We start from the raw sequence: 23,136 nt of genomic DNA on the forward strand, positions 1-23,136 counted from the left end.
CGGTCGGGGCCTCGTGCCACGTCGCTTGCGGGCCGGCGCCCGGGGCGCCCCGGGCGGCTCTCCGGTCGGAACCGGGAGGCGCACTGGCTACGTGCCCAGGATCCCCACGGTGAAAGGGGGAGGAGGAGAAGTCGGGAGTACCTTGGGAGTCCGTTCACCTGGACGGGGACCTTCCCCGCCCAGGCAACGGCCTCGTTCGGTGGTGCGTTGCCGTTCTGTTGCCTAACGGCGTTCGGGCTCGAACCACACCGCGCCCAGCGGCGGCAGGGTGATCTCGGCGGAGAAGGGCTGTCCGTCCCAGGGGAGCTCCTCGGCCTCGACGCGGACCGGAGCCGGGAAGCCCGAACCGCCGAAGCGGGGATCGTCGGTGTTGAGCACCGCCTCCCACCAGCCCCCGGCGGGCAGGCCCACGCGCCGCTCGGGTCGCGGAACCGGCGAGAAGTTCACGCCGCAGGCCAGCACCGACCCGTCCTCGCCGTGGCGCAGGTACGTGAGCGTGTTGCCCTCGTGATCGCCCCCGTCCAACCAGCGAAAGCCCGCGGGGTCGGTGTCCAGGGACCACAGGGCCGGGCGCGGCCGGTAGGCGGTGTTGAGTGCTCTGACCAGCCGCTGTACACCCGCGTGGTGTTCGAACTGCAACAGCCACCACGGCACGCCCTGCTCGTGTGACCACTCGTCGCCCTGGGCGATCTCCCCGCCCATGAACAGCAGCTGCTTGCCCGGGTGCGACCACATGAACGCGAGCAGGGCTCGCAGGGTCGCCGAGCGCTGCCACTCGTCGCCGGGCGGCTTGTTGAACAGCGACTGCTTGCCGTGCACCACCTCGTCGTGCGACAGCGGCAGCACGTAGTTCTCGCTGTAGGCGTAGACCATCGAGAACGTGATGTCGTTGTGGTGGTAGCTGCGGTGGACCGGTTCCTTCTTCACGTACTCCAGGGAGTCGTGCATCCAGCCCATGTTCCACTTCAGGCCGAAACCCAGCCCGCCCATGTCGACCGGCCGCGTCACCCCCGTGTAGGCGGTGGACTCCTCGGCGATCATCGCCACGTGCGGGTTGCGGCGGTAGACGGTGGTGTTGAGCTCCTTGAGGAAGTCGATCGCCTCCAGGTTCTCCCGCCCGCCGAAGACGTTGGGCTCCCACTGGTCGGAGTCGCGCGAGTAGTCCAGGTAGATCATCGAGGCCACCGCGTCCACGCGCAGCCCGTCGATGTGGAACTCCTCCAGCCAGTACAGGGCGTTGGCGACCAGGAAGTTGCGGACCTCGGTCCGCCCGTAGTTGAAGATGAGCGTGCCCCAGTCCGGGTGCTCACCGCGCCTGGGGTCCGGGTGCTCGTACAGCGCCGAGCCGTCGAAGCGGGCCAGCGCCCACTCGTCCTTGGGGAAGTGCGCGGGGACCCAGTCCAGGAACACGCCGACGCCCGCCCGGTGCAGCGAGTCCACCAGGTACCGGAACTCGTCCGGCGAGCCGAAGCGCGGTGTCGGCGCGTAGTAGGACGTGACCTGGTAGCCCCAGGACCCGTCGAAGGGGTGTCCGGCCACCGGCAGGAGCTCCACGTGCGTGAAGCCCATGTCGGTCACGTACTCCACCAGCTGTTCCGCGAGCTCGGTGTAGCGCAGTCCCGGCCGCCACGACCCCAGGTGCACCTCGTAGACGCTCATCGGCGCCCGGTGCGGTTCCACGCCCTTGCGCTCGGCCATCCACTCCTGGTCGCTCCACACGTGGGCGGAGGAGGTGACCACGGAGGCGGTCGCCGGCGGGACCTGCGTGCGCCGCGCCATGGGGTCGGCCTTGTCGCGCCAGTGCCCGTCGGCGCCCAGCACCTGGAACTTGTAGAGGTCGCCCTCGCCCACGCCGGGCACGAACAGTTCCCACACACCGCTGGAGCCGAGGCTGCGCATGGGGTGTGCGACACCGCTCCAGTAGTTGAAGTCGCCGATCAGCCGGACGCCGCGGGCGTCGGGTGCCCACACCGCGAATCCCGTGCCGGGCACCTCGCCCATCGGGGTCTCCGGCTCGGCCGTGTTGGCGCCCAGCGCCCGCCACAGCTCCTCGTGCCGGCCCTCGCCGATCAGGTGCAGGTCGAGCTCGCCCAGGGTGGGGGCGAAGCGGTAGGCGTCGGCGGTGACGTGTTCGGGACCGTCGGGCTCGTAGCGCGCCGCGATCCGGTAGTCGCGGGTCCCGCGCGGAACGTTCCCGGAGAACACGCCGCGGTGCAGGTGGGCCAGTTCGGTGCGGGCGCCGTCGGGCAGCACCGCGGCCACCTCCACGGCGCCCGGGCGCAGGACCCGCAGGTTCCGGCCGGTCGGGCCGTGCAGGCCCAGCACGGAGTGCGGGTCGTGGTGGTGCCCGTCCACCACGCGGTCGAGTTCGGCCAGGAGCGCGGGGTCGGACGCGGTGCGGCGACGCGGGCGCGGTCGGGGTTGGCTGCGGGGCGAGGTCACATCGGCTCCGTCGGGATCGTTTTGGTGTGGGGCGGTACGGGCGCGGACGGCGGCCGGGGCCGGCTCCGCGCGGTGGCGGGGGTGCTGGGGCGTGTTCCGCGGATACGCGCCCCGGGCGGCCCGACACCCGCGTGGCGGGCCGCCCGGTCGCCGGTCAGCCGGGTACGGGCCGGGCGGCGGTGGCCGTGGCGATGGACTCCAACGGCACCCGCAGCCAGTCCGGCCGGTTGCGGGCCTCGTAGAGCACCTCGTACACGGCCTTGTCGAACTCGAACGCGCGCAGCACGGTCAGGTGCTTGTCCGGGTCGGGCCCGCCGCCGTCGGCGTACCCGGCGCAGAAGGCCTCCCGGTTGGTGCGCGCCCACGTCCGGGCCGACCACTCCAGGTCGGGGTCCGCGGGTTCGCCGACGAGCAGGAACCCGGCGGCGTAGTCGAAGGAGCGCAGCATTCCGGCCACGTCCCGCAGCGGACTGGAGAGCTGCTGGCGGTCGCGGACGGGCACGGTCGGCTCGCCCTCGAAGTCCAGCAGTACCCACGTGGAACCGGTCCGGATGACCTGGCCCAGGTGGTAGTCACCGTGCACCCGCTGGATCGGCAGCGGCTCGTCCACCTCGGCGAAGTCGGCGTAGGCCTCCAGCACCCGCGGCGCGTGCTCGGCGAGCTCGGGGACCTCCGCGCTGGCCATCGCCAGGCGTTCGACCATCGCGTCGGCGAGCTCGGCGGCCGCGGCCGGTGAGAGCACGTCCGTGGGCAGGGCCTGCGCCAGGGAGCGGTGGACCTCGGCCGTGGTACGCCCCAGGCGCTCGGCCTCCTCCGCGAAGGACCGGAGCCGAAGGCTCTCGGTTGAGGGGGAGAGCCCCCTCCCTTCGCGCAGCGCCCGGGTGCGAAGGCGGGAGACGGGCGGCAAGGCCGACTCGCGCTGTCCGCCACCGCCCCCCAACAGGCACCGCACGTTCGCGGTCGCCAGGACCCAGCCGTCGGTGGCACCGGGCACGTACTCCTGGAGCAGGGCCAGGGTGGCCGGTACCGGGTGACCCGGCAGGTCGGCCTCGATCCACCCGCACGGGCGTGCCACGTACGGCGACCCCGCCAGAGCGACGTTGAGCTCCAGGTCCGGGTTGTGGCCGGGCCAGAGCCTGCGGAAGGCCTTGAGCACGTAGTCGTCACCGAAGACCAGCGACGTGTTGGACTGCTCTCCGGTCAGCAGCCGGCCGCGCGCCCCGGTGCGCACCCGGGTGCCCGGCACGGTTCGGAAGCGCACCGGACCGTCGCCGGATTCCGGATGTCCGGAAACGAAGCACTCCAGCAGCAGACCGGTCAGCTCGGCGTCGTGGGTGGCGTCGTAGACCACCCGCGGGCGTCCGCTCGCCACCGTGCACACGCCGATCGCGGCGCCGGCCAGCTCCGGCGGCAGGTCCCGCGGGGGACGCGCGCCCAGCAGGACCTGGTAGCGGGAGCTGCGGCCGCGCTGGCCCGCCTGGACGACGAGCAGGTACAGCTCGGGTCCGCCGTGACCGGAGGACACCAGCCGGTGCCTGCTCTCGATCCGGATCTGCTGGATGGGGATTCCCTTTCCGGAGAACCAACGCTGTCGGGGCAGCCAGGCGGCGAGGAGCTCTTCGAGTTGAGACATGTCAGTACGGCCTGTTTCCCTTCCCTCCACCATCCCGCCCGGAGTGCGCCGTCGGCTGCCCCGCGAGGCTCGGGGCGGGGACGGCGGGACGCGGGGAGGGCCCGGACGCGCCCTCGCGCGGGCCGGCCACGTCACCGTTCGGGGTGCTGGACGCCATGGTGGGTGTGCGGTGGTGCGCGTCGCGGGCCGGCGGGCCGGACGGGTGGCCGGAGAGGCCCTCGAAGACCGGCCGCGGTCCCACGCCGGCGGCGGGCAGGCCGTAGGTCGGCAGGCCGTCCTCGTCGCGCGCGGCCGGTGCGGCCTCGGTGGCCGCGGGGAGCTGGAACCAGTAGAAGCCGTGCCCGGGCAGGGTGAGCAGGTAGGGCAGTTCACCGATCTCCGGGAAGCGGACGCCGCCCACGCACTCCACAGGGGCGACCCCCGTGTAGCCGGACAGGTCCAGCTCCACGGGCTGCGGGAACTTCGACAGGTTGTTCACGCACAGCATCCGGTCGTCGCCGTGCGCGCGGATGAAGGCCAGCACGCTCGGGTTGGTGGCCTCCAGCTCGGTGAACTCACCGGTGCCGAAGACGGGGTGCCGCTTGCGGATCTGGATCATCCGGCGCGTCCAGTGCAGCAGGGACCCCGGGTTGTCGCGCTGGGACTCGACGTTGAGCGCCTGGTAGCCGTAGACGGGGTCCATGATCAGCGGCAGGTACAGCCGTGCGGGGTCGCCCCGCGAGAACCCGGCGTTGCGGTCCGCGCTCCACTGCATCGGCGTGCGCACGGCGTCGCGGTCGCCCAGCCAGATGTTGTCGCCCATGCCGATCTCGTCGCCGTAGTACAGGACGGGGGATCCGGGCAGGGACAGCAGCAGTGCGGTGAACAGCTCGATCTGGTTGCGGTCGTTGTCGAGCAGCGGTGCCAGCCGCCGGCGGATCCCCACGTTGGCGCGCATGCGGGGTTCCTTGGCGTACTCCGCGTACATGTAGTCCCGCTCCTCGTCGGTGACCATCTCCAGGGTCAGCTCGTCGTGGTTGCGCAGGAAGATCGCCCACTGGCAGTTGCGGGGGATCGGCGGTGTCTGGGCGAGGATCTCCGAGATCGGGAAGCGCTGCTCCTGGCGGACGGCCATGAACATCCGCGGCATCAGCGGGAAGTGGAAGTTCATGTGGCACTCGTCGCCGCCGGCCTCGTAGTCGCCGAAGTAGTCGACGACGTCGGAGGGCCACTGGTTGGCCTCGCTCAACAGCACCCGGTCGGGGTAGAGCCGGTCGACCTCGGCCCGCACCCGCTTGAGGAACTCGTGGGTCTCCTTGAGGTTCTCGCAGTTGGTGCCCTCGCGTTCGTACAGGTAGGGCACGGCGTCCAGGCGGAAGCCGTCGATGCCCAGGTCGAGCCAGTAGCGCAGGACCTCCAGGATGGCCTCCTGGACCGCCGGGTTCTCGAAGTTGAGGTCCGGCTGGTGCGAGAAGAACCGGTGCCAGTAGTACTGGCCGCGCACCTCGTCGTAGGTCCAGTTGGAACTCTCGGTGTCGACGAAGATGATGCGCGCCTCGTCGTAGCGGTCGTCGCTGTCCGACCACACGTAGAAGTCGCCGTAGGGGCCGTCGGGGTCCTCCCGGGAGGCCTTGAACCACGGGTGCTGGTCGCTGGTGTGGTTCATGACCAGGTCGGTGATCACCCGGATACCGCGCCGGTGCGCCTCGTCGAGGAGCTCCACGAAGTCGGCCGTGCGGCCGAACTCCGGCAGGATCTTGAAGTAGTCGGAGATGTCGTAGCCGCCGTCGCGCAGCGGCGACTCGTACATCGGCAGCAGCCAGACGCAGTCGATGCCGAGCCACTGGAGGTAGTCCAGTTTCTGCACCAGTCCGGCGAGATCGCCGGTGCCGTCGCCGTTGGAGTCGAAGAAGCCCCGGGCCAGGACCTCGTAGAAGACGGCGTGCTTGTACCAGTAGGGATCGCTGGTACCGCCGGATGACATGAGCGGGCCGGTGGCGGCCCCGGTGGCTGGGGCGAGCGGACCGTGCTGCACGGGTCCGGGCTCGTCATTGCTCATCTACTGCTCCCCACCAAGAATGTTCGACATCGGATCAACGGGCGTTTCGGACGGCGGCGGGGCCGGACAGGGCGGCCCCGCCGCCGTCCGCGGGCGCTATCTGCCGCTGACCGTGAACACGTGCGCGGGTCCGGTCGCCGGGTCGAGCCGGACGTAGTTGGCGGCGCGCCAGGTGTAGGAGCGTCCGGTCAGCTCGTCTGTCACTGCGAGTTCCTCCTCCCTGTCACGGCCGATGGACGGCAGGTCGAGGTGCACGGTCGCCTCGCGGGCGTGGTGCGGGTCGAGGTTGACGACCACGACGACGAGGTCGTCGGGCTCGTCGGGTCCGGTACCGGGGCGGTACTTGGAGAAGCACACGAGCTCGGGCCGGTCGACGTGGTGGAAGCGGAGGTTGCGCAGCTCGCGCAGGGCGGGGTGGGATCGGCGCAGCGCGTTGAGCCGGCCGATGAGCCCGGCGAGGGTGCCGCCGGAGGCCTCGGCCGCCGCCCAGTCCCGCGGGCGGTACTGGTACTTCTCCGAGTCGAGGTACTCCTCGCTGCCGGGGGCCGCGGGGACGTTCTCGCACAGCTCGAACCCGGAGTAGACGCCCCAGGTGGGGGAGAGGGTCGCGGCGAGGACCGCGCGCGCCTCGAAGGCGGGCCGACCGCCGTGCTGGAGGTAGGCGTGCAGGATGTCCGGGGTGTTGGCGAACAGGTTCGGGCGCAGGTAGTGGGCGGTCTCCCGGGAGAGCTCGGTGAGGTAGTCCTCGATCTCCTCCCGGCTGTTGCGCCAGGTGAAGTAGGTGTAGGACTGGTGGAAGCCGACCTTGGCCAGCGTCCGCATCATGGCGGGGCGGGTGAACGCCTCGGCCAGGAACAGCACGTCCGGGTGGCTGCGGGCCACGTCGGCGAGCAGCCGCTCCCAGAACGCCACCGGCTTGGTGTGCGGATTGTCGACCCGGAAGATGCGCACTCCGTGGTCGATCCAGTGCCGGACGATCCTCAGGACCTCGGCGTACAGGCCGTCGAAGTCCGCGTCGAAGCTGAGCGGGTAGATGTCCTGGTACTTCTTCGGCGGGTTCTCCGCGTAGGCGATGGAGCCGTCGACGCGGTGGACGAACCACTCGGGGTGCTCGGTGACCCACGGGTGGTCGGGCGAGCACTGCAGGGCCAGGTCGAGCGCGACCTCCAGGCCGTGCTCGGCCGCCTCGGAGACGAAGGCGTCGAAGTCGGCCAGGGTGCCCAGGTCCGGGTGGACGGCGTCGTGGCCGCCGTCGGCCGAGCCGATCGCCCAGACCGAGCCGGGCTCGCCGGGCGCGGCGGTCAGGGCGTTGTTGCGGCCCTTGCGGTGGGTGGTGCCCACCGGGTGGATCGGCGGCAGGTAGACGACGTCGAAGCCCATGTCGGCGATGGCCGGCAGCCGCTTGGCGGCGCTCTGGAAGGTGCCCGAGCGCTCCTGGCCCGGGGCGGTGTCCACCTGGGCTCCCTCCGAGCGGGGGAAGAACTCGTACCAGGAGCCGAACAGGGCGCGCTCGCGGTGGACGACGACGCTCCGCCGCTTGGACCTGGTGACGAGCTCGCGCACGGGGGTGCGCTCCATCTCGGCCAGGACCTCGTCGGTCAGTGCGGCCGCCAGGCGGTCCACCGGTGCCAGGGAGTCGTCGCGCAGGACGGCCGCGGCCCTGGTCAGTGCGGGCCTGCGGGGCACGCGGCGTCCGGCGCGCGCCAGCAGCCGGGCGCCCTCCTCCAGGACGAGGTCCGTGTCCTGGTCCAGGGGCAGCTTGATCCGGGCCGTTCGCCGCCAGGTGGTGAACGGGTCGGTCCAGGACTCCACGGCGAAGGACCACGTGCCCTCGGAGGGCAGGCTGATCTCCGCCTCGTAGCGGTCCGTTCCGGGAGCGGCTTCGCGCATGGGGACGAGTTCCCTGCGCTTGCCCTGGGGCGAGTAGAGGACCACACCGGCGGCGAGGGAGTCGTGGCCCTCGCGGATCACCGTCGCTCCCACGGTGAAGCGTTCACCGGGGACCGCTTTCACGGGTCCGAGGTCGTTGTCTGGAGAGATCCCGAGTATGGGAAGGCGTCCGATCACTGGTTACACCGCAATTGTCGTGTTTCGGGTGTTATGGCTGGTTCGGCTGGCATGCCGGTATTCGGAACGTGAATAACAATGATTTCATCGAAGGCAAGCCGGAGTTAACGAAGGGTCCGGAACAACAACTGTCCGGATTGCGGCTTCGGCGCCCTCCGCTCTCTATCGTCTGCCCTCTCATGGGGTTTGGCTGAGCGTCGGGGCCGAATAATTAATGTGATCCTCCTCACACTGGCCGTCAGGGTCTGGAGCTGGTATTTGACGGGTTTCTCCCCTGTAAACCTCTCAAATCGGGCATAGGGCAGCACCAGATTCAGGGGTCTCTGTGGTTGTTTTCCTATTCCTTCTCGCGAAAAGTCGGAAAACTTGAGCGCCGGGTTGCGGGGGGCGTTCGATTGGGTAGGGATGACCAAATGTCGCCAAGGAGGGGCGTCCGCCATTCCGGACGCGCTCTCGTGTCTCCCGTGATCGATCAGATCCGCCGTGAAGGTCGGCGGTCGGGTTTCGGCGCCGACGCGGCCGGGCGGGAGACGTCCGCGTGGATTCCTCTTGATGTCGAGTTATTGAAGAGTCTGTTTCGTGCGGACTCACGCATGATGTTCGGTCTGCGTGCTTTGCCGTTGATTTGTGAAGCTTTTCGGTAACACGCGCGTCGTGTCAGGGCTCCCTTTGCGACCCGCCTGGGAGGGTGGTCGGCGCAGTGTTCGTTCCGTCCCGCGGCGGAACGGGAGGCACGGCCGAGGGGGAGACGTGACCGAGTCCAGTGGGGACGGCGAGCGCGAGGAGACCCGGACGACCGCGCTCCTGCGACTGACGGGGATCGCGGCACTGGCCGGAGTGCTGTGCGCCGCGCTGGTCCTGCCGTGGGTGGGCGCGATCGGACTGGCCGGACGCGACGTCGCCTCGGCGTTCATGGCCCTGCCCGACGACCTGGAGCCCCCGCCCCTGTCGGAGCGGATCCTGCTCACCGACGCCGACGGCCGGACGATCGCCGAGGTCGCTCAGCGCGAGCGCGACCTGGTCGCCCTGGACGAGATCAGCCCGTGGGTGCCGGCGGCGCTCATGGCGATCGAGGACGAGCGCTTCTACGAGCACAACGGACTGGATCTGCGCGGCGTCCTGCGAGCGCTGGTGCGCACGGCCCAGGGCGACCTCCAGGGCGGGTCCACCATCACCCAGCAGTACGTGAAGAACCTCCTCATCGAAGGCGCCGACACCGAGGAGGAGCTGGCCCGCGCCAACGAGCGGACCGTGGCGCGCAAGCTCGTGGAGCTGCGCCACACCATGGGCATCGAGGAGCGCATGACCAAGGACGAGATCATGGAGGGCTATCTCAACCTCTCCTACTTCGGCTCGGGCGCGCACGGCATCGAGATCGCCGCCCGGCGCTACTTCTCCGTCCCCGCCGACGAGCTCGGCCCGGCCCAGGCCGCGCTGCTGGTCGGCCTCGTGCGCGGGCCGTCCTACTACGACCCGCTGACCAACCCCGAGGCCGCGGTCCAACGCCGCGACATGGTGCTCGACCGGATGGCCGAGACCGGGCACCTCACCGCGGCGGAGGCCGAGGAGTACAAGGCCACCGGGCTGGACCTGGAACCCACCGAGCGCGGCGGCAGCTGCTACAGCAGCGACTACCCCTTCTTCTGCGACTACGTCATGCGGTGGCTGGAGAACTCCGAGTTCCTCGGTGAGACCGAGGAGGACCGGGCCCGCGTCCTGGAGCAGGGCGGGTTCACCGTCCGCACCACCCTGGACCGCGACGCGCAGACGGCCGCCCAGGAGGCCGTGGACCGGTACGTCCCCCACGAGGACTCCACGAAGTTCGCGGCGGAGGCGGTCGTGGAACCCGGTAACGGCAAGGTCCGGGCGCTGGCGCAGAACCTGCGCTACGGCTTCGACGAGGAGGACACCGGCACGACCTCGATCAACCTCGCCGTGGACCGCGCCGACGGGGGATCGAACGGATACCAGGCGGGTTCGACGTTCAAGGCGTTCACCCTGGCGGCGGCTCTCGACTCCGGACTCGGCTACGACACGAGCTTCTCCGCGCCCAAGTCCCTGACCGTGAGCGGAATGCGCAACTGCGACGGCGGGCGGATGTCGGGTTGGAAGGTGCGCAACGCCGGGGAGAGCGACGAGGGCCGACACAACATGATCAGCGGGACCAAGGGGTCGGTCAACACCTACTTCGCCCAGCTGCAGCGGCGCGTGGGGCTGTGCGAGACCGCGCGGATGGCCGAGGACACCGGGATCGCGCGCGCCGACGGCGAGCCACTGGGCGTGTGGAGCTCCTTCACCCTCGGCGACCAGGAGGTCTCCCCGCTGACCGTGGCCAGCGCCTACGCCACCTTCGCCGCCCGGGGCACGCGCTGCGAGCCCCGGCCCGTCGAGGTCGTCTCCGAGAACCCCGTCGACCCCGAGTCCGGGCGGATCGTGGTCGGCAACACCTGTGAGGAGGGGGCCGTGGACCGGCGCGTGGCCGACGGGGTCAGCCACCTGCTCCAGCAGACGTTCAAGGGCGGTACCGCCAACGGCCTGGGGATCGGCCGCCCGGCGGCGGGCAAGACCGGCACCACCGACAGCGCGGCCTACGCGTGGTTCGCCGGGTACACGCCCAACCTGGCCGCTGCGGTGGCCGTCGGCGACATACGGGGCGGCGAGGAGAATCCGCTCCAGGGCGTACAGATCGGCGGCCGCTACTACGGGATCGTCTACGGCGGCACGCTGCCCGGGCCGATCTGGCAGGCGACCATGCGCGGGGCGACGGCCGACCTGCCCGAGGAGTCCTTCCCGTCGTCTCCCTCGGCCTTCGGAGACCCCGACGCCCGGCCGCCCGAGCCCCGGGACGGCGACGGCGACGGAGGCACGGAGGGCACGTGAGGCCCCGGCGGGGCACATGTGGGGGGTGACATGCGACTCTTCGGTCGTCCATGCCCCATACTGGGATCAACCGACAGGGGAGCGCGCGAGCGCTGAGAGTGCGGCACAGGGCCGCAGACCCTTACACACCTGATCTGGGTCATGCCAGCGAAGGAAGTCGTAAGAACCGCCACCGACGGCATGTTCGCGGTGGCGCTCTTGGCCAGGGTGCGTGCGGTGGACGCCGCACGCCCCGGAAGAGCCCCTCGTCCCCCCACGAAGGGACATCTCATGAGCACCGAGACCGAGACACCGGGCTTCTGGAAGGACATCCTGGGCCGGCTGCGCAGCTGGCGCACCGTCGACATCGTCGTGGCCGCCGTCATCGGCGTCGGCATCGGCGTGGTCTTCTGGGCCTGGGGCATCCTCTGGACGATCACCGCACCGCTGTTCGTCCTCTTCCCCCCGGGGCAGGCCGTCATCTACGGCATGTGGCTGATCTCCGGCGTGCTGGGCGGCCTGATCATCCGCAAGCCCGGCGCCGCCCTGCTCACCGCCATCGCCGCCGCGTCCGTGTCCGCGGTGCTGGGCACCCAGTGGGGCGTCATGGTGATCCTCGACGGCACGCTGCAGGGGATCCTGCCCGAACTGGTCTTCCTCGCCTTCGGCTACCGGCGCTGGAACATGGGCGTGGCCGTCCTGGCCGCCGCGGTCGCCGGGATCTCGCCCGCGATCCGCGACAACATCACCTACAACGTCACCTGGTCGCTCGACCTGAAGCTCGCCTACGGCGTGATCGTCATCCTCAGCGCGGCCGTCATCGCGGGCGTCGGCGCCCGCCTGCTCACCACGGCCCTGGCCAAGTCGGGCGCGTTGGCGCCCTTCCCGTCGGCCAGGGACTGAGCGTGGAGCGGGCCCAGGGCGCGCGCGTCGAGTTCACCGGATGGGGCTGGCGGCACTCCGGCCGGGGGTCCTACGCCCTGCGGGGCGTGGACCTGGTCATCGAACCGGGGGAGCGGGTGCTCCTGCTCGGTGCCTCCGGCGCGGGCAAGTCCACCCTGCTGCACTCCCTGGCCGGGCTGACCGGCCCCGACAGCGCCATCAGCGGCGACCAGGAGGGCGACCTGCGCGTGGACGGCGAACCCGCCGACCGCCGCCGGGGCACCGTCGGCCTGGTCAGCCAGGACCCCGAGACCCAGCTGGTGATGGCCCGGGCGGGCGACGACGTCGCCTTCGGGGCGGAGAACCTCGGGATGGACCCGGCGCTGATCTGGCCGCGTGTGGAGCGGGCGATGGCCGACGTCGGGTTTCCCTACGGGCCGCGCCACTCCACCGGCGCCCTGTCCGGGGGTGAGAAGCAGCGCCTGGTCATCGCCGGCGCGCTGGCGATGCGTCCACGGCTGCTGCTCCTGGACGAGCCGACCGCCAACCTCGACCCGGACGGGGCCGCGCTGGTGCGGGAGGTGCTGGCACGGGTGCTCGCCGCGACCGAGGCCACGCTGGTCCTGGTCGAGCACCGGGTGGCCGACGTCGTCGACCTGGTCGACCGGGTCGTGGTGGTGGAACCGGGCGGCGGCGTGGTCGCCGACGGATCGCCGGATGCCGTGTTCGCCGAGCACGGGCGGTCGCTGGCCGGGCAGGGCGTCTGGGTGCCCGGTGCCGAACCGCGACCCCGGCTGGACCCGGCACCGGGCGGCGGGGGCGTGCTGGAGGCGGTCGGAGTGGCCGCGCGCACGCCCCCCGAACTGGGCGCTCGCTCCGCCGCACCGCGGAGCGTGTTCTCCGACGTCCACGTGGACGTGCGGGCGGGGACGGCGACCGCGCTCACCGGACCCAACGGGGCGGGCAAGTCCACCCTGCTGACGCTGCTGGCCGGGCTCGCCAAACCGCACCGCGGGTCCGTGCTGCCGCGCGGGCCGCTGGCCGAGGCGGACCGGCGCCCGCTACGGCGCTGGCCCGCCGCGCGGCTCGCCCGGCACGTGGGGACGGTGTTCCAGCACGCGGAGGACCAGTTCGTCACCGCCACCGTGCGCGACGAGCTGCGGTTCGCCCCGCGGCGGGCCGGGGTGGGCGAGGCCGAGACCACGGCCTGGGTGGACGAGCTGCTGGAGCGGCTCCGGCTGACCGCGCTGGCCGACGTGCATCCCTACACGCTCTCGGGAGGGGAGAAGCGGCGGCTGTCGGTGGCCACTGCGCTCAGCTCGGGGCCGACCCGCGCCCCCGACGTCCTGGTGCTGGACGAGCCCACCTTCGGACAGGACACCCGGACGTGGACCGAACTCGTCGAGCTGCTCGGTGTCCTGCGCGCCCAGGGCCGGGCCGTGGTGATGGCCACGCACGACGAGCTGCTCCTGCGCCGGTTCGCCGACACGCGGGTGCGGGTGGCCGACGGGCGGGCCGAGACGGTCGCGGTGCCGACCGCGGCCACCGCGACTGAGGAGGACCGATGAGCGGGCGGCGTACCGGGCCGGAGGCCGAGGCCGCTCCGGAGCCGCGGGGCGTGCCGGGGGTGCCGGACGCACCGGAGGCAGGAGCCGTGTCGGGGGAGGCGCGGGGGGCGGGTGAGGCCCCGACCGTCGGCGTGCCCGTGCACGGCGGTGCCCGCGCCTGGCTGACCGGCCTGAACCCGGCGGCCAAACTGCTCGCCGCACTCGTCCTGGCCCTGGGACTCGTCCCGGCCGTGGACGCGGTGACCGGCGGCGTGGTGCTGGCCGCCGTCGTCCTGGTGGTCCCGTTCAGCGGGATCGACCGGCGCACGCTGTTCGTCCTGGGCGGCCCCTTCGTCCTGATGGGCATCTCCAGCGGGGCTGTCAACTACCTCTACGGCGAGGAGGGCGTCTCCGGTGCGGTGGGGGCGGCGGTCCGGCTGCTCGCGATCGCCCTGCCCGGCCTGCTGGCGGCGGTCAGCAGCGACCCCACGGAGATGTCCGACGGCCTCGTGCAACGGCTCCGGCTGCCCGAGCGTCCGGCCATGGGCGTGCTGGCGGCGCTGCGCCTCATCCCGCTGCTCGCCCACCAGTGGCGGACCATCACCCTGGCCAGACGGGCGCGCGGGCTGGAGGCCGGCGCCAACCCCGTGGCGGTGGTGCGGCTGTTCTTCGGGCGACTGTTCGCGCTGCTCGTGCGCTCCATCCGGACCGGGACCCTGTTGGCAATGGCCATGGACGCCCGGGCCTTCGGGACCGGGCCGCGCTCGCACGCGCGCCGCAGCCGCTGGCGGGCGGCCGACACCCTGCTGATCATCGGGTCGGCGCTCCTGCTCGCGGCGGCCTACGGGTGCTCCGCGCGGCTGGGCACCCTGGTGCTGCTGTTCTCGTGATCCGAGTGGTAGGACAGCCAGGGACACAGTCGTCGAAGGTGAAGAGGTGAAGCTCGTGGGCGAGTTCGTGCGGGTGGAGACCGATCCGGACCACCCGGCCGTGGCCGTCGTGCGGATCGACCGGCCCAAGGCCCTGAACGCGCTGAACGGCCAGGTGACGGGGGAGATCGCGGTCGCGGCGACCCGCGTGGCGGCCGACCCGTCCGTGCGCGCCGTGATGCTCTACGGCGGTGAGCGCGCGTTCGTGGCCGGTGCCGACATCAAGGAGATGGCGGAGCTGACCCACGCGCAGATGCTGGAGTACTCCCGGGCGCTGCAGAACGCCCTGACCTCCGTCGCCAGGATCCCCAAGCCCGTCGTGGCGGCGATCAGCGGGTACGCGCTGGGCGGCGGCTGCGAGCTGGCGCTGTGCGCGGACTTCCGGGTGGCGGGCGAGAAGGCCCGGCTGGGACAGCCGGAGATCCAGCTGGGCGTCATCCCGGGCGCGGGCGGTACCCAGCGCCTGCCGCGCCTGGTGGGACCGGCCCGGGCCAAGGAGATGATCTTCAGCGGTCGGCACGTGCGCGCCGAGGAGGCGCTGCGGATCGGCCTGGTGGACGAGGTCGTCGCCGACGCCGAGGTCTACTCCGCGGCGATGGCGATGGCGGCCCGGTACACGGGCGGCCCGGCGGTGGCCCTGGCCGCCGCCAAGGAGGCCGTCGACCGCGGACTGGAGACCGACCTGGACACCGGTCTGGAGATCGAGCGTCTGCAGTTCTCCGGGCTGTTCGCCACGGAGGACCAGAAGAGCGGGATGCGGAGCTTCATCGAGCACGGGCCGGGCAAGGCGACCTTCGAGGGGCGCTGACCGACCGCGCGGAGGTGGGGACGGGGCGTGCCGCGGCACGGTGCGACCCTCCCCACACCCGCGCACTCGTCCGATCCCGCCGTTTTTGGCATGATCGTGACCGACGGGATCGAACCGGGCGTCGCCCGCGGTCGCCCCGGCGGCCGGTTCCGGCCGGGGCGCCGCCCTGTGAGGGAACCGCAGGGCCGGATTTTCCGTCATACTCGTGGTGGCCGTCCGAGGACGGAGCGGTCGCCGGAGCCCCCACCTCTCGGTGGACCTGGAAGACCACCACGGCCCTGGACGGGCCGCACAAGCCAATGTTGACCCATCCCCCCGGCCGATAAGCTGGACGTGGCGGTATGCGGTCTTTTGAGGGGATGAGTTCTCGATGGCAATGTCGGCAGGTTTCCCCACGGGCGAGGAGCTGCCGGAGCGCATCGGCCACTACGTGATCCGCCGCCGTATCGGCCAGGGCGGCATGGGCGTGGTGTACCAGGCCGAGGATCCCCGGACCGAGCAGTTCGTGGCCGTGAAGGTCCTCAAGCCCGAGGTCGCCGGCGACCACATCGCGCGGGCCCGCCTCGCGCGCGAGGTCGAGACCATGCGCAGCGTGCAGAGCCCCAACGTGGCCGAGGTCATCGACGCGGACACACAGGCCGAGCTGCCGTGGGTGGTCACGGAGTACATCCCCGGACCCACGCTGGACGCGACCGTCACCGACCACGGACCCCTGCGCGGACGCGCTCTGACCCGCTTCATCACCGGACTGGCCCGGGCGATCAAGGACATCCACGCGGTGGACGTGATCCACCGCGACCTCAAGCCCGGCAACGTCATCATCTCCAACGGCGAGCCGATCGTCATCGACTTCGGCATCGCGCACGCCGTCGACGGCGCCAAGCTGACCCAGACCGGCACGTTCGTCGGCACGCCCAGCTACCTGTCGCCCGAGGTCATCGAGGGGACGGACCTCGGTCCGGCCACCGACATCCACGCCTGGGGTGGCACGGTCGCCTTCGCCTCCACCGGACGCCCGCCCTACGGCGCGGGCTCCTTCGAGGTGATCTTCTTCCGTATCCTCAACGGCGAGATCGACATGGACGGGATGCACGAGGCACTCCGCCCGCTGGTCACCCGCGCGGTCTCGCGGAGCATGCGCCAGCGCCCGACCGCCGCCGAACTCGTCGCCGAGACGGGCCGGCTGAACCTGGACCTGCCGTGGACGGAGGGCCCCGAAGGCGGCCCCACGGGGATGACCGGCGCCCACACCGTCGTCAGCCCCTCGTCCGGACTCGGTCCGGCCGCCACCGACGCGGCCGACTCGGTCGCGGGCTCCGAGGGTCGTGGACGGGGGGCCGGCGCGGCGGGTGCCGCGGGTGCGGCCGGTGCGGCGGGCGCCGCCCTGGGCGGCGCCGCGGGGTACCTGGCCAGCCACGGGGCCCGGGGGAGCGAGGGCTGGGGTCCCTCGCACTCCGCCAGCGGACCGAACCCGTCGCCCACCGCCGGCGCCTGGTCGGTGCCCCCGGAACAGCCGCGTACGCACGCCGCCCGTTCGGGCGGCTGGAGCGCGGACGACGAGGCCACTGACGACCTGTCGGGCGGGCACCGTGCGGCCGCGGGGTGGCAGACCGACGACGAGGCGACCGACGACCTGTCGGGCGGGCGTCGTGCGGCCGCGGGGTGGCAGACCGACGACGAGGCCACTGACGACCTGTCGGGCGGGCACCGGGCCTTCGGCGCACGGCAGGAGCCGCTCGGCGACGACGTCGCGGGGACCCAGCGCATCAGCCCGGTCGGGTCCAACGACCTGGAGGACCCCCAGGGCACGATGATGATGGACCCGGTCGGCGACCACGCCGCGGGGACGCAGCGCATCCAGCCGAGCGGTCCGGCCGAACGCGAGGACCCGCAGGGGACGATGATGTTCGACCCCGTCGAGAACGGGCGGGGGCGCGGGCGTGTGGACGAGTACGGGGACGACTACTCGAACCAGGCGCCGCAGACGCAGTTCTTCAACACGCCGCTGTCCAAGGGCGACTTCGGCGACATCCTCACCCCGGTCGGCGACGGCGGGCGCTCCCACCGCACGCAGGAGTTCGCGGAGGAGCACTACGACGACGGGTACGAGCAGGAGCCGCGCGGAGGTCTGCTGAACCGGTTCCGCCGGGGCAGCCACGACCGGCTCGGCGACTACTTCCGCGGCGGGGACGACGAGTACGACGACGAGGAGTACGAGGACGCGGTCTGGCGGATGCATCCGCTCGTGCTGATCCCCGTCATGTTCGCGCTCGCCGGTGTCGCGCTGTGGTTCCCGTGGTTCGGCGTCATCCTGGGGATCGTGATGATCGCGGGGCTCAGCGCCCTGGACAAGGTCAAGATCCAGCAGGCCGAACGCGTCCAGAAGCGCGGTCCGGGCCGCTCCGACGCCATGATGATGGTGCTGAGCTATCCGGTGGCCTTCGGCCGCAGCGTGCTGCGCACGATCGGGTTCGGGCTGATCTACCTGCTGGCCGGCATCCTGGTCGGGATGGTCTACGCCTCGGTCATGGACGTGCCGGGTGAGGGGGCCAACTACACCGGCGGCTTCGCGATCTTCGTGACGATCCTGCTCAGCTACATCATGCCGAGCGGACGCGAGGCGCGGCACCAGGCGGTGTGGCTGGTGGAGCGCGCCAGGTTCCGCAACCTGTACCTGTACATCGGCGTGATCGTCGGCATCATCCTGCTGACGATGCTGATCCTGTCCATCGGGCTGACCGCCGCTCCCGTGTGGGAGCTGGGGCCGCTCCAGGGTCCGTCGGACTGGTTCTCCTAGTTCTCCGGGGCCCGCGCCCGTGCCCACGCCGTCGCCCTCCTCCCGCCTCGGGAGGAGGGCGACGGCCGTTGGGCGGTGGTGCGCCAGCCGCCGCGCCCGGGGCGGTGACTATGGTGGGGGTACGCGTTGGGGGCGCGCTCATCCGTGCTGGTGGTCCGCGCCCCGGCGGAGCCCTGGCGAGGCCGCGGGGCCAACGTGGTCAGGGTTACCTCAGTTACACCCCGGTGTGGCTTGGCCTTTGAAGCTACTAGCCAGTAACATCTGGGTATCAGCACATCGCGGGGCCGGTCCGCACGCGAAAGACCGGACCCCGCCGTCGAGTGACCGAACGGCATTCGGCATTGTTGGCAGTACGGGGCGCGCCAGCGTCCGCCCGCCTGACGGCGGATCATGCGAGTGCAGGGAGGTCGGCCACCGGCCATGAATATTGTCGTTTTGGTCAAGCAGGTCCCGGACACGGCGACCGAACGGAAGCTCAGCGACGCGGACAAGACGCTCGACCGCGCAGCGTCGGACGGCGTCATCAACGAGCTCTGCGAGTACGCCATCGAAGAGGCGCTGCTGCTCAAGGAGAAGCACGGCGGCGAGGTCACCATCCTGACGATGGGGCCGGACCAGGCCACGGACTCCATCCGCAAGGCCCTGTCCATGGGCGCGGACAAGGCCGTCTTCGTCAACGACGACGCGCTCCACGGATCGGACGCGCTCCAGACCGCCTACGCGCTCGCGCAGGCCCTGGGCACCCTGGAGTTCGACCTGGTCGTCCTGGGCTCGGAGTCCACGGACGCGCGCACCGGTGTCGTCGGCGCGGCGCTCGCCGAGTACCTCGGCCTGCCGCAGCTCACGCTCGCGGGCAAGGTCGACATCGACGGCGGCGCCGTCAAGATCCAGCGTCAGACCGACTACGGCTACGACGTCGTCGAGGCGCAGCTCCCGGCGGTCGTCTCGGTCGTCGAGAAGATCAACGAGCCGCGCTACCCGTCCTTCAAGCTGATCATGCAGGCGAAGAAGAAGCCGGTCGACAAGAAGTCGGCCGCCGACGCGGGCATCGACACCGGCAAGGTCGGTCTGGCCAACGCCACGACCGAGACCGTCGACTTCGCCCCCGCGCCGCCGCGGGCCGCGGGCACGATCGTCAAGGACGAGGGCGACGGCGGCGCGAAGCTCGCCGACTTCCTCGCCGAGAAGAAGTTCGTCTAGGTCCGACGAGAGACTCAGGAAGGTTCAAGGATTATGGCTGAAGTCCTCGTCCTCGTCGACCACGTCGACGGACAGGTCAAGAAGGTCACCACCGAGCTGCTGACCGCCGCACGCCGCATCGGCGAGCCCGCCGCGGTGTGGGTCGGCGACGGCGTCGAGTCCGGCAAGGCCGCTCTGGCCGAGTTCGGCGCGGAGAAGGTCTACGTCGCGTCGGCCGAGCTCAACGACTACGTCGTCGCGCCCAAGGCCGAGCTGCTCGCCAAGCTGGCGCAGGAGAAGTCGGCCGCCGCGATCCTCGTCTCGGCCACCGCCGAGAACAAGGAGATCGCCGGCCGCACCGCCGTGAAGCTGGGCTCGGGTGTGCTCACCGACGTCGTCGACGTCACCGCCGAGGCGGTCACCGAGCACAGCATCTTCGGTGGCGCCACGGTCACGCACGCCCGTGTGACCACCGGCGTGCCGATCGTCGCGGTCCGCCCGAACTCGGTCGTTCCCGAGGCCGCGGCCGGTGCCGCCGCCGAGGAGGCCGTGGCGGTCGAGATCTCCGACGCCGCCAAGTCCGCCAAGGTCGTGGAGCGCGTCGCCCAGGAGCAGGGCGAGCGTCCCGAGCTCACCGAGGCCGCGATCGTGGTCTCCGGTGGCCGCGGCGTCGGCTCGGACGACTTCACGGTCGTCGAGAAGCTGGCCGACTCGCTCGGTGCCGCCGTCGGCGCCTCCCGCGCCGCCGTCGACTCCGGCTGGTACCCGAACCAGTTCCAGGTCGGCCAGACCGGTAAGACGGTCAGCCCGAACCTGTACGTGGCCCTGGGTATCTCCGGTGCGATCCAGCACCGCGCGGGTATGCAGACCTCGAAGAACATCGTCGCGGTCAACAAGGACCCCGAGGCGCCGATCTTCGAGCTCGCCGACTTCGGTGTCGTGGGCGACCTGCACACGGTCGCGCCGCAGCTGACCGAGGAGATCAACAAGCGTAAGTAGTCGCACGCGCTTCGAGTACGACGCCCGGCCGGGTTCCCCGGCCGGGCGTCGTGCGTTCGGGCGTCCGGTGGGCCCTCGGGCCGGGCGGCGCCCCGGTACCCGCCCGCGGTGTTTCCCGGCGTGCCGGCCGGGTACTCGGGTCGCACGCCGACTCCGAGCGGGGGAGCGATGAGTACTGCCGTGAGGGCCGGACGCCGGACCGTGAAGGTGCGGAGGCCGGACAAGCCGTTGTTCGACGAGGGCGGGGAGACCAAGGCGGACCTCGCCGAGTACTACGCGCGGATCGCGCCGCTGATGCTGGCGCAGGTCAGGGACCGGCCTGTCGCCCTGCAGCGGTTCCCGGACGGGATCGACGCCGCCGGCTTCTTCGTCAAGCACCCCTCGACGCCGTCGTGGGTGCGCACGGTCGAGACCGGCAGCGGGACGATGATGGAGTGCCAGGACGCCGCCGCGCTGGTGTGGTGCGCCGACCAGGCGGCGATCGAGGTCCACATGTGGCTGTCCAAGGAGCCGAACCTGGGCATGCCGGACCGCATGGTGCTCGACCTCGACCCGTCCGGGGCGACGGCCGCCGATTTCGAGGCCTGCAAGGCCACCGCGCGGGACGTGCGGGAGGAGCTGGACGCCGTGGGGCTGGCCGCCTACGTGATGACGACGGGGTCCAAGGGACTGCACGTGCACTCCCCGCTGCGCCCGGAGTTCACCGACCAGGAGGTGCGCGACCTGGCCGGGACGATCGCCGACCGGGTGGCCGCGCGGCGGCCGCAGGAGCGCACGACCAGGTTCCGCAAGGCCGCTCGGCGCGGTCGGCTGTTCGTGGACTACCTGCGCAACGGCCGCGAGCAGCTCGCGGTGGCTCCGTACTCGGTGCGAGCCAGGCCGGGTGCGCCGGTCGCGGCGCCGATCACCTGGGAGGAGCTGGAGGGCCTGGAATCGCCGCGCGTCTTCTCCCTGGACCTGCGGCGCGAGACGTGCCCCTTCGCCGGGATGGGCCGCCACGCCCGCTCGCCCCGCAAGGCCCTGGCCAAGCTGGACCGCCTCTGACACCGGTCGCCGGTGCGGCCGCGGCCCCGCGTCCACCGCGTCCACCGCGCCGGGCGGAACCCACCCGCCTGGAGGGCCGCCGGGCTACCCCTCGGTGCGGTCCGTGTCCTCGGGCGGGGCGTGGAACGTGAAACCGTCGCGGTCCACGACCAGGAGCCCGTCCCCGACGGGTTCGAGCCGTTCGACGTCGCCGAGGTGGCGGGTCCGCGTGTGGCCCTCCGCGTCGGCGGTGGCGCCGTCGGGCCGGTACAGGCGCCCGTCGATCACCGTCCCTCCCGCAGCGCACGAGAAGTACCGTTCCCCCTCCTCCTCTTCCTCTGTGGAGGACGACCAGGCCACGGTCCCGTCCTCGGCCCGGACGGCGTAGACGTACGCCTCATCGTCGGCGTCGGTGCGCTCGGTCAGGAACACGCCGCCCAGGCCAGAGGGGCAGGGGCCGATCGAGGTGCCGACCACGGGGCCGCCCGTCTCGATCCTCCCGCTGCCCGCCGAGTTCCACAGTTCGGTGCCGTCGTCGTCGTAGGCGGCGAGCACTCCGCCGTTGTCGGTGGCATCGCCAGGGCGGTCGCGTTCTCGAACGTCGTAGGACATCATCGCCTCGAAGGAGGCCACGGTCACCCCGCCGACGGTGCGGACCGCACGGATGGACCGGTGGTAGGGCTCCTCCCGGTCCTCGTCAGCCCGGGGACGTGCGTCGTCCAGGCTGAACAGGAGTTCGCCGTCGTCCAGGCCGTAGACGGACAGACTGGAGCCGCGCCAGACGGCGACCCGCCCGTCCCCGGCCCGAACCTGGGCCTCGTCGTCCTCTTCCTGGGGCAGGACCCGAGCGGACGCGGAGCGGTCCGGCAGTTCGGCGACGAGGGATCCGTCCGCGAGGTCGAACAGGCCCCATCGGGCGTCCGCGGAGTCGATGAGGCCGAGGAACCGGTGCGGTGCCGCCGGAAGGATCTCGGATGGCCCGTCCGCGCACCAGACCGCGGCGCCGGTCGATTGTTCGAAGGCCACCAGCGCCCCGGCGAAGTCCACCAGCACCGTCGCGTCGACGTGGTGCACCCCCGCGGGCTCGTACGCGTCCGGGTCCGCGTCGGGGTGCAGCCGCCGCAGGTCCGCCGCGTCCACCCGCCACAGTGCCCGTCCGTCCGTCGTGGAGAGCGCGGTGAAGCCCCCGGGGTCGGCGACGGTCACCGTGCGCGAGGAGCCGCCGACCACCCGGGTCCGGCTCGGGGGCTCCACCCTCCATACGGGTTCCCCCGGGAAGTGCTCCGCGGTCGGCGCGGAGGCCGCCGGTTCGGAGGTCTCCCACGGCTCCGGGTCGCCTCCGGGCCGGTACGTGGTGCAGGTGAGTGCGTCGCGGAACGGATCGGAGGCGAGCACGCCGACCTGTCCCGTGATGAGGAGCAGAGCGGCGAGGGTTGCGGTGGACACGGTGAGCCGGTGCGGCGCGGGCCCCTCGGGGGCGGAGCGCAAGTCAGACCACACCTGGAGGCGGAGCGGTAGGGCCGTCAGGACCACCACGCCCGCGATGAGGGCGAGGAGCGCGGGGAACGGCGACCACGCGCCCCAGACCGCCGTGACCGCGGCCGCGGTGGTGAGCAGGTCGCCCGCGAGGACCGCCCGCAGGGAGGTGCGGACGGGCAGGTCGGGCAGGTCGTGCGGTGCGCGGAGGACGAAGAGCAGGGCGGCCAGGGCCGTGGCGGCGGTGACGGCCAGGACCGACGAGTAGGGCCACAGCGTCCACGCCCAACCCGCCACGGCGAACACGCGCGGACCCCACCAGAGGAGGGCATCGCGAGCGGACTCCTCGGGCCGGGAGAAACGCGCGGGGGACTCGGGCATGACCGCACCCATCAGGGGAGGAGACACGGAACCGCGTCAGCCTAACGGAGGTGCGCGTCGTGGTGTCGTGCCGCCT

Annotated in this window: 15 protein-coding genes and 1 riboswitch; of the genes, 10 read left to right on the plus strand and 5 right to left on the minus strand. The window is 71.8% G+C overall.

Annotation, left to right across the window (positions count from 1 at the left end; translation table 11 throughout):
* Positions 1–222: 222 nt before the first annotated feature.
* From glgB to M1P99_RS17185, 4 genes are all read right to left on the minus strand, one after another.
* On the minus strand, positions 223–2,355 hold the full coding sequence (gene glgB, locus M1P99_RS17170; RefSeq protein ID WP_304455730.1) for a 1,4-alpha-glucan branching protein GlgB: 2,133 nt from the start codon (positions 2,353–2,355) through the stop codon (positions 223–225).
* Positions 2,356–2,596: 241 nt separating this feature from the next.
* Positions 2,597–4,075 (minus strand): phosphotransferase, encoded by a 1,479-nt coding sequence (locus tag M1P99_RS17175; protein ID WP_304453620.1) that lies wholly within the window; start codon positions 4,073–4,075, stop codon positions 2,597–2,599.
* A gap of 1 nt (position 4,076) precedes the next feature.
* Positions 4,077–6,113, minus strand: a complete 2,037-nt coding sequence (gene treS, locus M1P99_RS17180) for a maltose alpha-D-glucosyltransferase (RefSeq protein ID WP_304453621.1) — start codon at positions 6,111–6,113, stop codon at positions 4,077–4,079.
* Positions 6,114–6,209: 96 nt separating this feature from the next.
* Positions 6,210–8,180 (minus strand): alpha-1,4-glucan--maltose-1-phosphate maltosyltransferase, encoded by a 1,971-nt coding sequence (locus M1P99_RS17185; protein WP_304453622.1) that lies wholly within the window; start codon positions 8,178–8,180, stop codon positions 6,210–6,212.
* Between the two features lie 464 nt (positions 8,181–8,644).
* Here M1P99_RS17185 and M1P99_RS17190 point away from each other — a divergent pair, with 464 nt between their 5' ends.
* From M1P99_RS17190 to ligD, 10 genes are all read left to right on the plus strand, one after another.
* Positions 8,645–8,824, plus strand: a complete 180-nt coding sequence (locus M1P99_RS17190; RefSeq protein ID WP_304453623.1) for a hypothetical protein — start codon at positions 8,645–8,647, stop codon at positions 8,822–8,824.
* A gap of 106 nt (positions 8,825–8,930) precedes the next feature.
* Positions 8,931–11,060: a transglycosylase domain-containing protein gene (locus M1P99_RS17195; protein WP_304453624.1), complete on the plus strand. Its 2,130-nt coding sequence runs from the start codon at positions 8,931–8,933 to the stop codon at positions 11,058–11,060.
* 65 nt (positions 11,061–11,125) lie between these two features.
* A riboswitch (TPP riboswitch) is annotated at positions 11,126–11,233 on the plus strand.
* A 97-nt stretch (positions 11,234–11,330) separates the two neighbouring features.
* Positions 11,331–11,942: an ECF transporter S component gene (locus M1P99_RS17200; RefSeq protein ID WP_304453625.1), complete on the plus strand. Its 612-nt coding sequence runs from the start codon at positions 11,331–11,333 to the stop codon at positions 11,940–11,942.
* A complete protein-coding gene (locus M1P99_RS17205; RefSeq protein ID WP_304455731.1) occupies positions 11,939–13,489 on the plus strand; it encodes an ABC transporter ATP-binding protein in 1,551 nt (516 codons plus the stop codon). The genes M1P99_RS17200 and M1P99_RS17205 overlap by 4 nt, the downstream gene beginning before the upstream one ends.
* The gene (locus M1P99_RS17210) at positions 13,486–14,358 is read left to right on the plus strand and encodes an energy-coupling factor transporter transmembrane protein EcfT (protein WP_304453626.1); all 873 of its coding nucleotides are present in this window, start codon (positions 13,486–13,488) and stop codon (positions 14,356–14,358) included. Before M1P99_RS17205 ends, M1P99_RS17210 begins: the two co-directional genes overlap by 4 nt.
* Positions 14,359–14,404: 46 nt before the next feature.
* Entirely contained in the window at positions 14,405–15,205 is an 801-nt protein-coding gene (locus M1P99_RS17215) for an enoyl-CoA hydratase/isomerase family protein (protein WP_304453627.1), read from the plus strand.
* 370 nt (positions 15,206–15,575) lie between these two features.
* Positions 15,576–18,002 carry a protein kinase gene (locus M1P99_RS17220; protein WP_304453628.1) on the plus strand — a complete coding sequence of 809 codons (2,427 nt, stop codon included), beginning with the start codon at positions 15,576–15,578 and terminating at the stop codon, positions 18,000–18,002.
* A gap of 420 nt (positions 18,003–18,422) precedes the next feature.
* Complete coding sequence (locus tag M1P99_RS17225) at positions 18,423–19,202, plus strand: electron transfer flavoprotein subunit beta/FixA family protein (RefSeq protein WP_304453629.1); 780 nt, start codon at positions 18,423–18,425, stop codon at positions 19,200–19,202.
* A gap of 33 nt (positions 19,203–19,235) precedes the next feature.
* Positions 19,236–20,180: an electron transfer flavoprotein subunit alpha/FixB family protein gene (locus tag M1P99_RS17230; protein WP_304453630.1), complete on the plus strand. Its 945-nt coding sequence runs from the start codon at positions 19,236–19,238 to the stop codon at positions 20,178–20,180.
* Between the two features lie 168 nt (positions 20,181–20,348).
* Positions 20,349–21,224: a non-homologous end-joining DNA ligase gene (gene ligD, locus M1P99_RS17235; protein ID WP_304453631.1), complete on the plus strand. Its 876-nt coding sequence runs from the start codon at positions 20,349–20,351 to the stop codon at positions 21,222–21,224.
* Between the two features lie 84 nt (positions 21,225–21,308).
* On the opposite strand, the gene M1P99_RS17240 is transcribed toward ligD, so the two are convergent.
* Positions 21,309–23,060: a PQQ-binding-like beta-propeller repeat protein gene (locus tag M1P99_RS17240; RefSeq protein WP_304453632.1), complete on the minus strand. Its 1,752-nt coding sequence runs from the start codon at positions 23,058–23,060 to the stop codon at positions 21,309–21,311.
* Positions 23,061–23,136: the final 76 nt, after the last annotated feature.

Origin of the sequence: Nocardiopsis sp. YSL2, from assembly GCF_030555055.1 — a bacterium.
In the GTDB taxonomy this organism is placed as follows: domain Bacteria; phylum Actinomycetota; class Actinomycetes; order Streptosporangiales; family Streptosporangiaceae; genus Nocardiopsis.

Coding starts and splice junctions, on each gene's coding strand:
- M1P99_RS17175 (WP_304453620.1), bottom strand. CDS start 4,075: ATGTCTCAACTCGAAGAGCTCCTCGCCGCCTGGCTGCCCCGACAGCGT.
- treS (WP_304453621.1), bottom strand. CDS start 6,113: ATGAGCAATGACGAGCCCGGACCCGTGCAGCACGGTCCGCTCGCCCCA.
- M1P99_RS17200 (WP_304453625.1), top strand. CDS start 11,331: ATGAGCACCGAGACCGAGACACCGGGCTTCTGGAAGGACATCCTGGGC.
- M1P99_RS17210 (WP_304453626.1), top strand. CDS start 13,486: ATGAGCGGGCGGCGTACCGGGCCGGAGGCCGAGGCCGCTCCGGAGCCG.
- M1P99_RS17220 (WP_304453628.1), top strand. CDS start 15,576: ATGGCAATGTCGGCAGGTTTCCCCACGGGCGAGGAGCTGCCGGAGCGC.
- M1P99_RS17225 (WP_304453629.1), top strand. CDS start 18,423: ATGAATATTGTCGTTTTGGTCAAGCAGGTCCCGGACACGGCGACCGAA.
- M1P99_RS17230 (WP_304453630.1), top strand. CDS start 19,236: ATGGCTGAAGTCCTCGTCCTCGTCGACCACGTCGACGGACAGGTCAAG.
- ligD (WP_304453631.1), top strand. CDS start 20,349: ATGAGTACTGCCGTGAGGGCCGGACGCCGGACCGTGAAGGTGCGGAGG.
- M1P99_RS17240 (WP_304453632.1), bottom strand. CDS start 23,060: ATGCCCGAGTCCCCCGCGCGTTTCTCCCGGCCCGAGGAGTCCGCTCGC.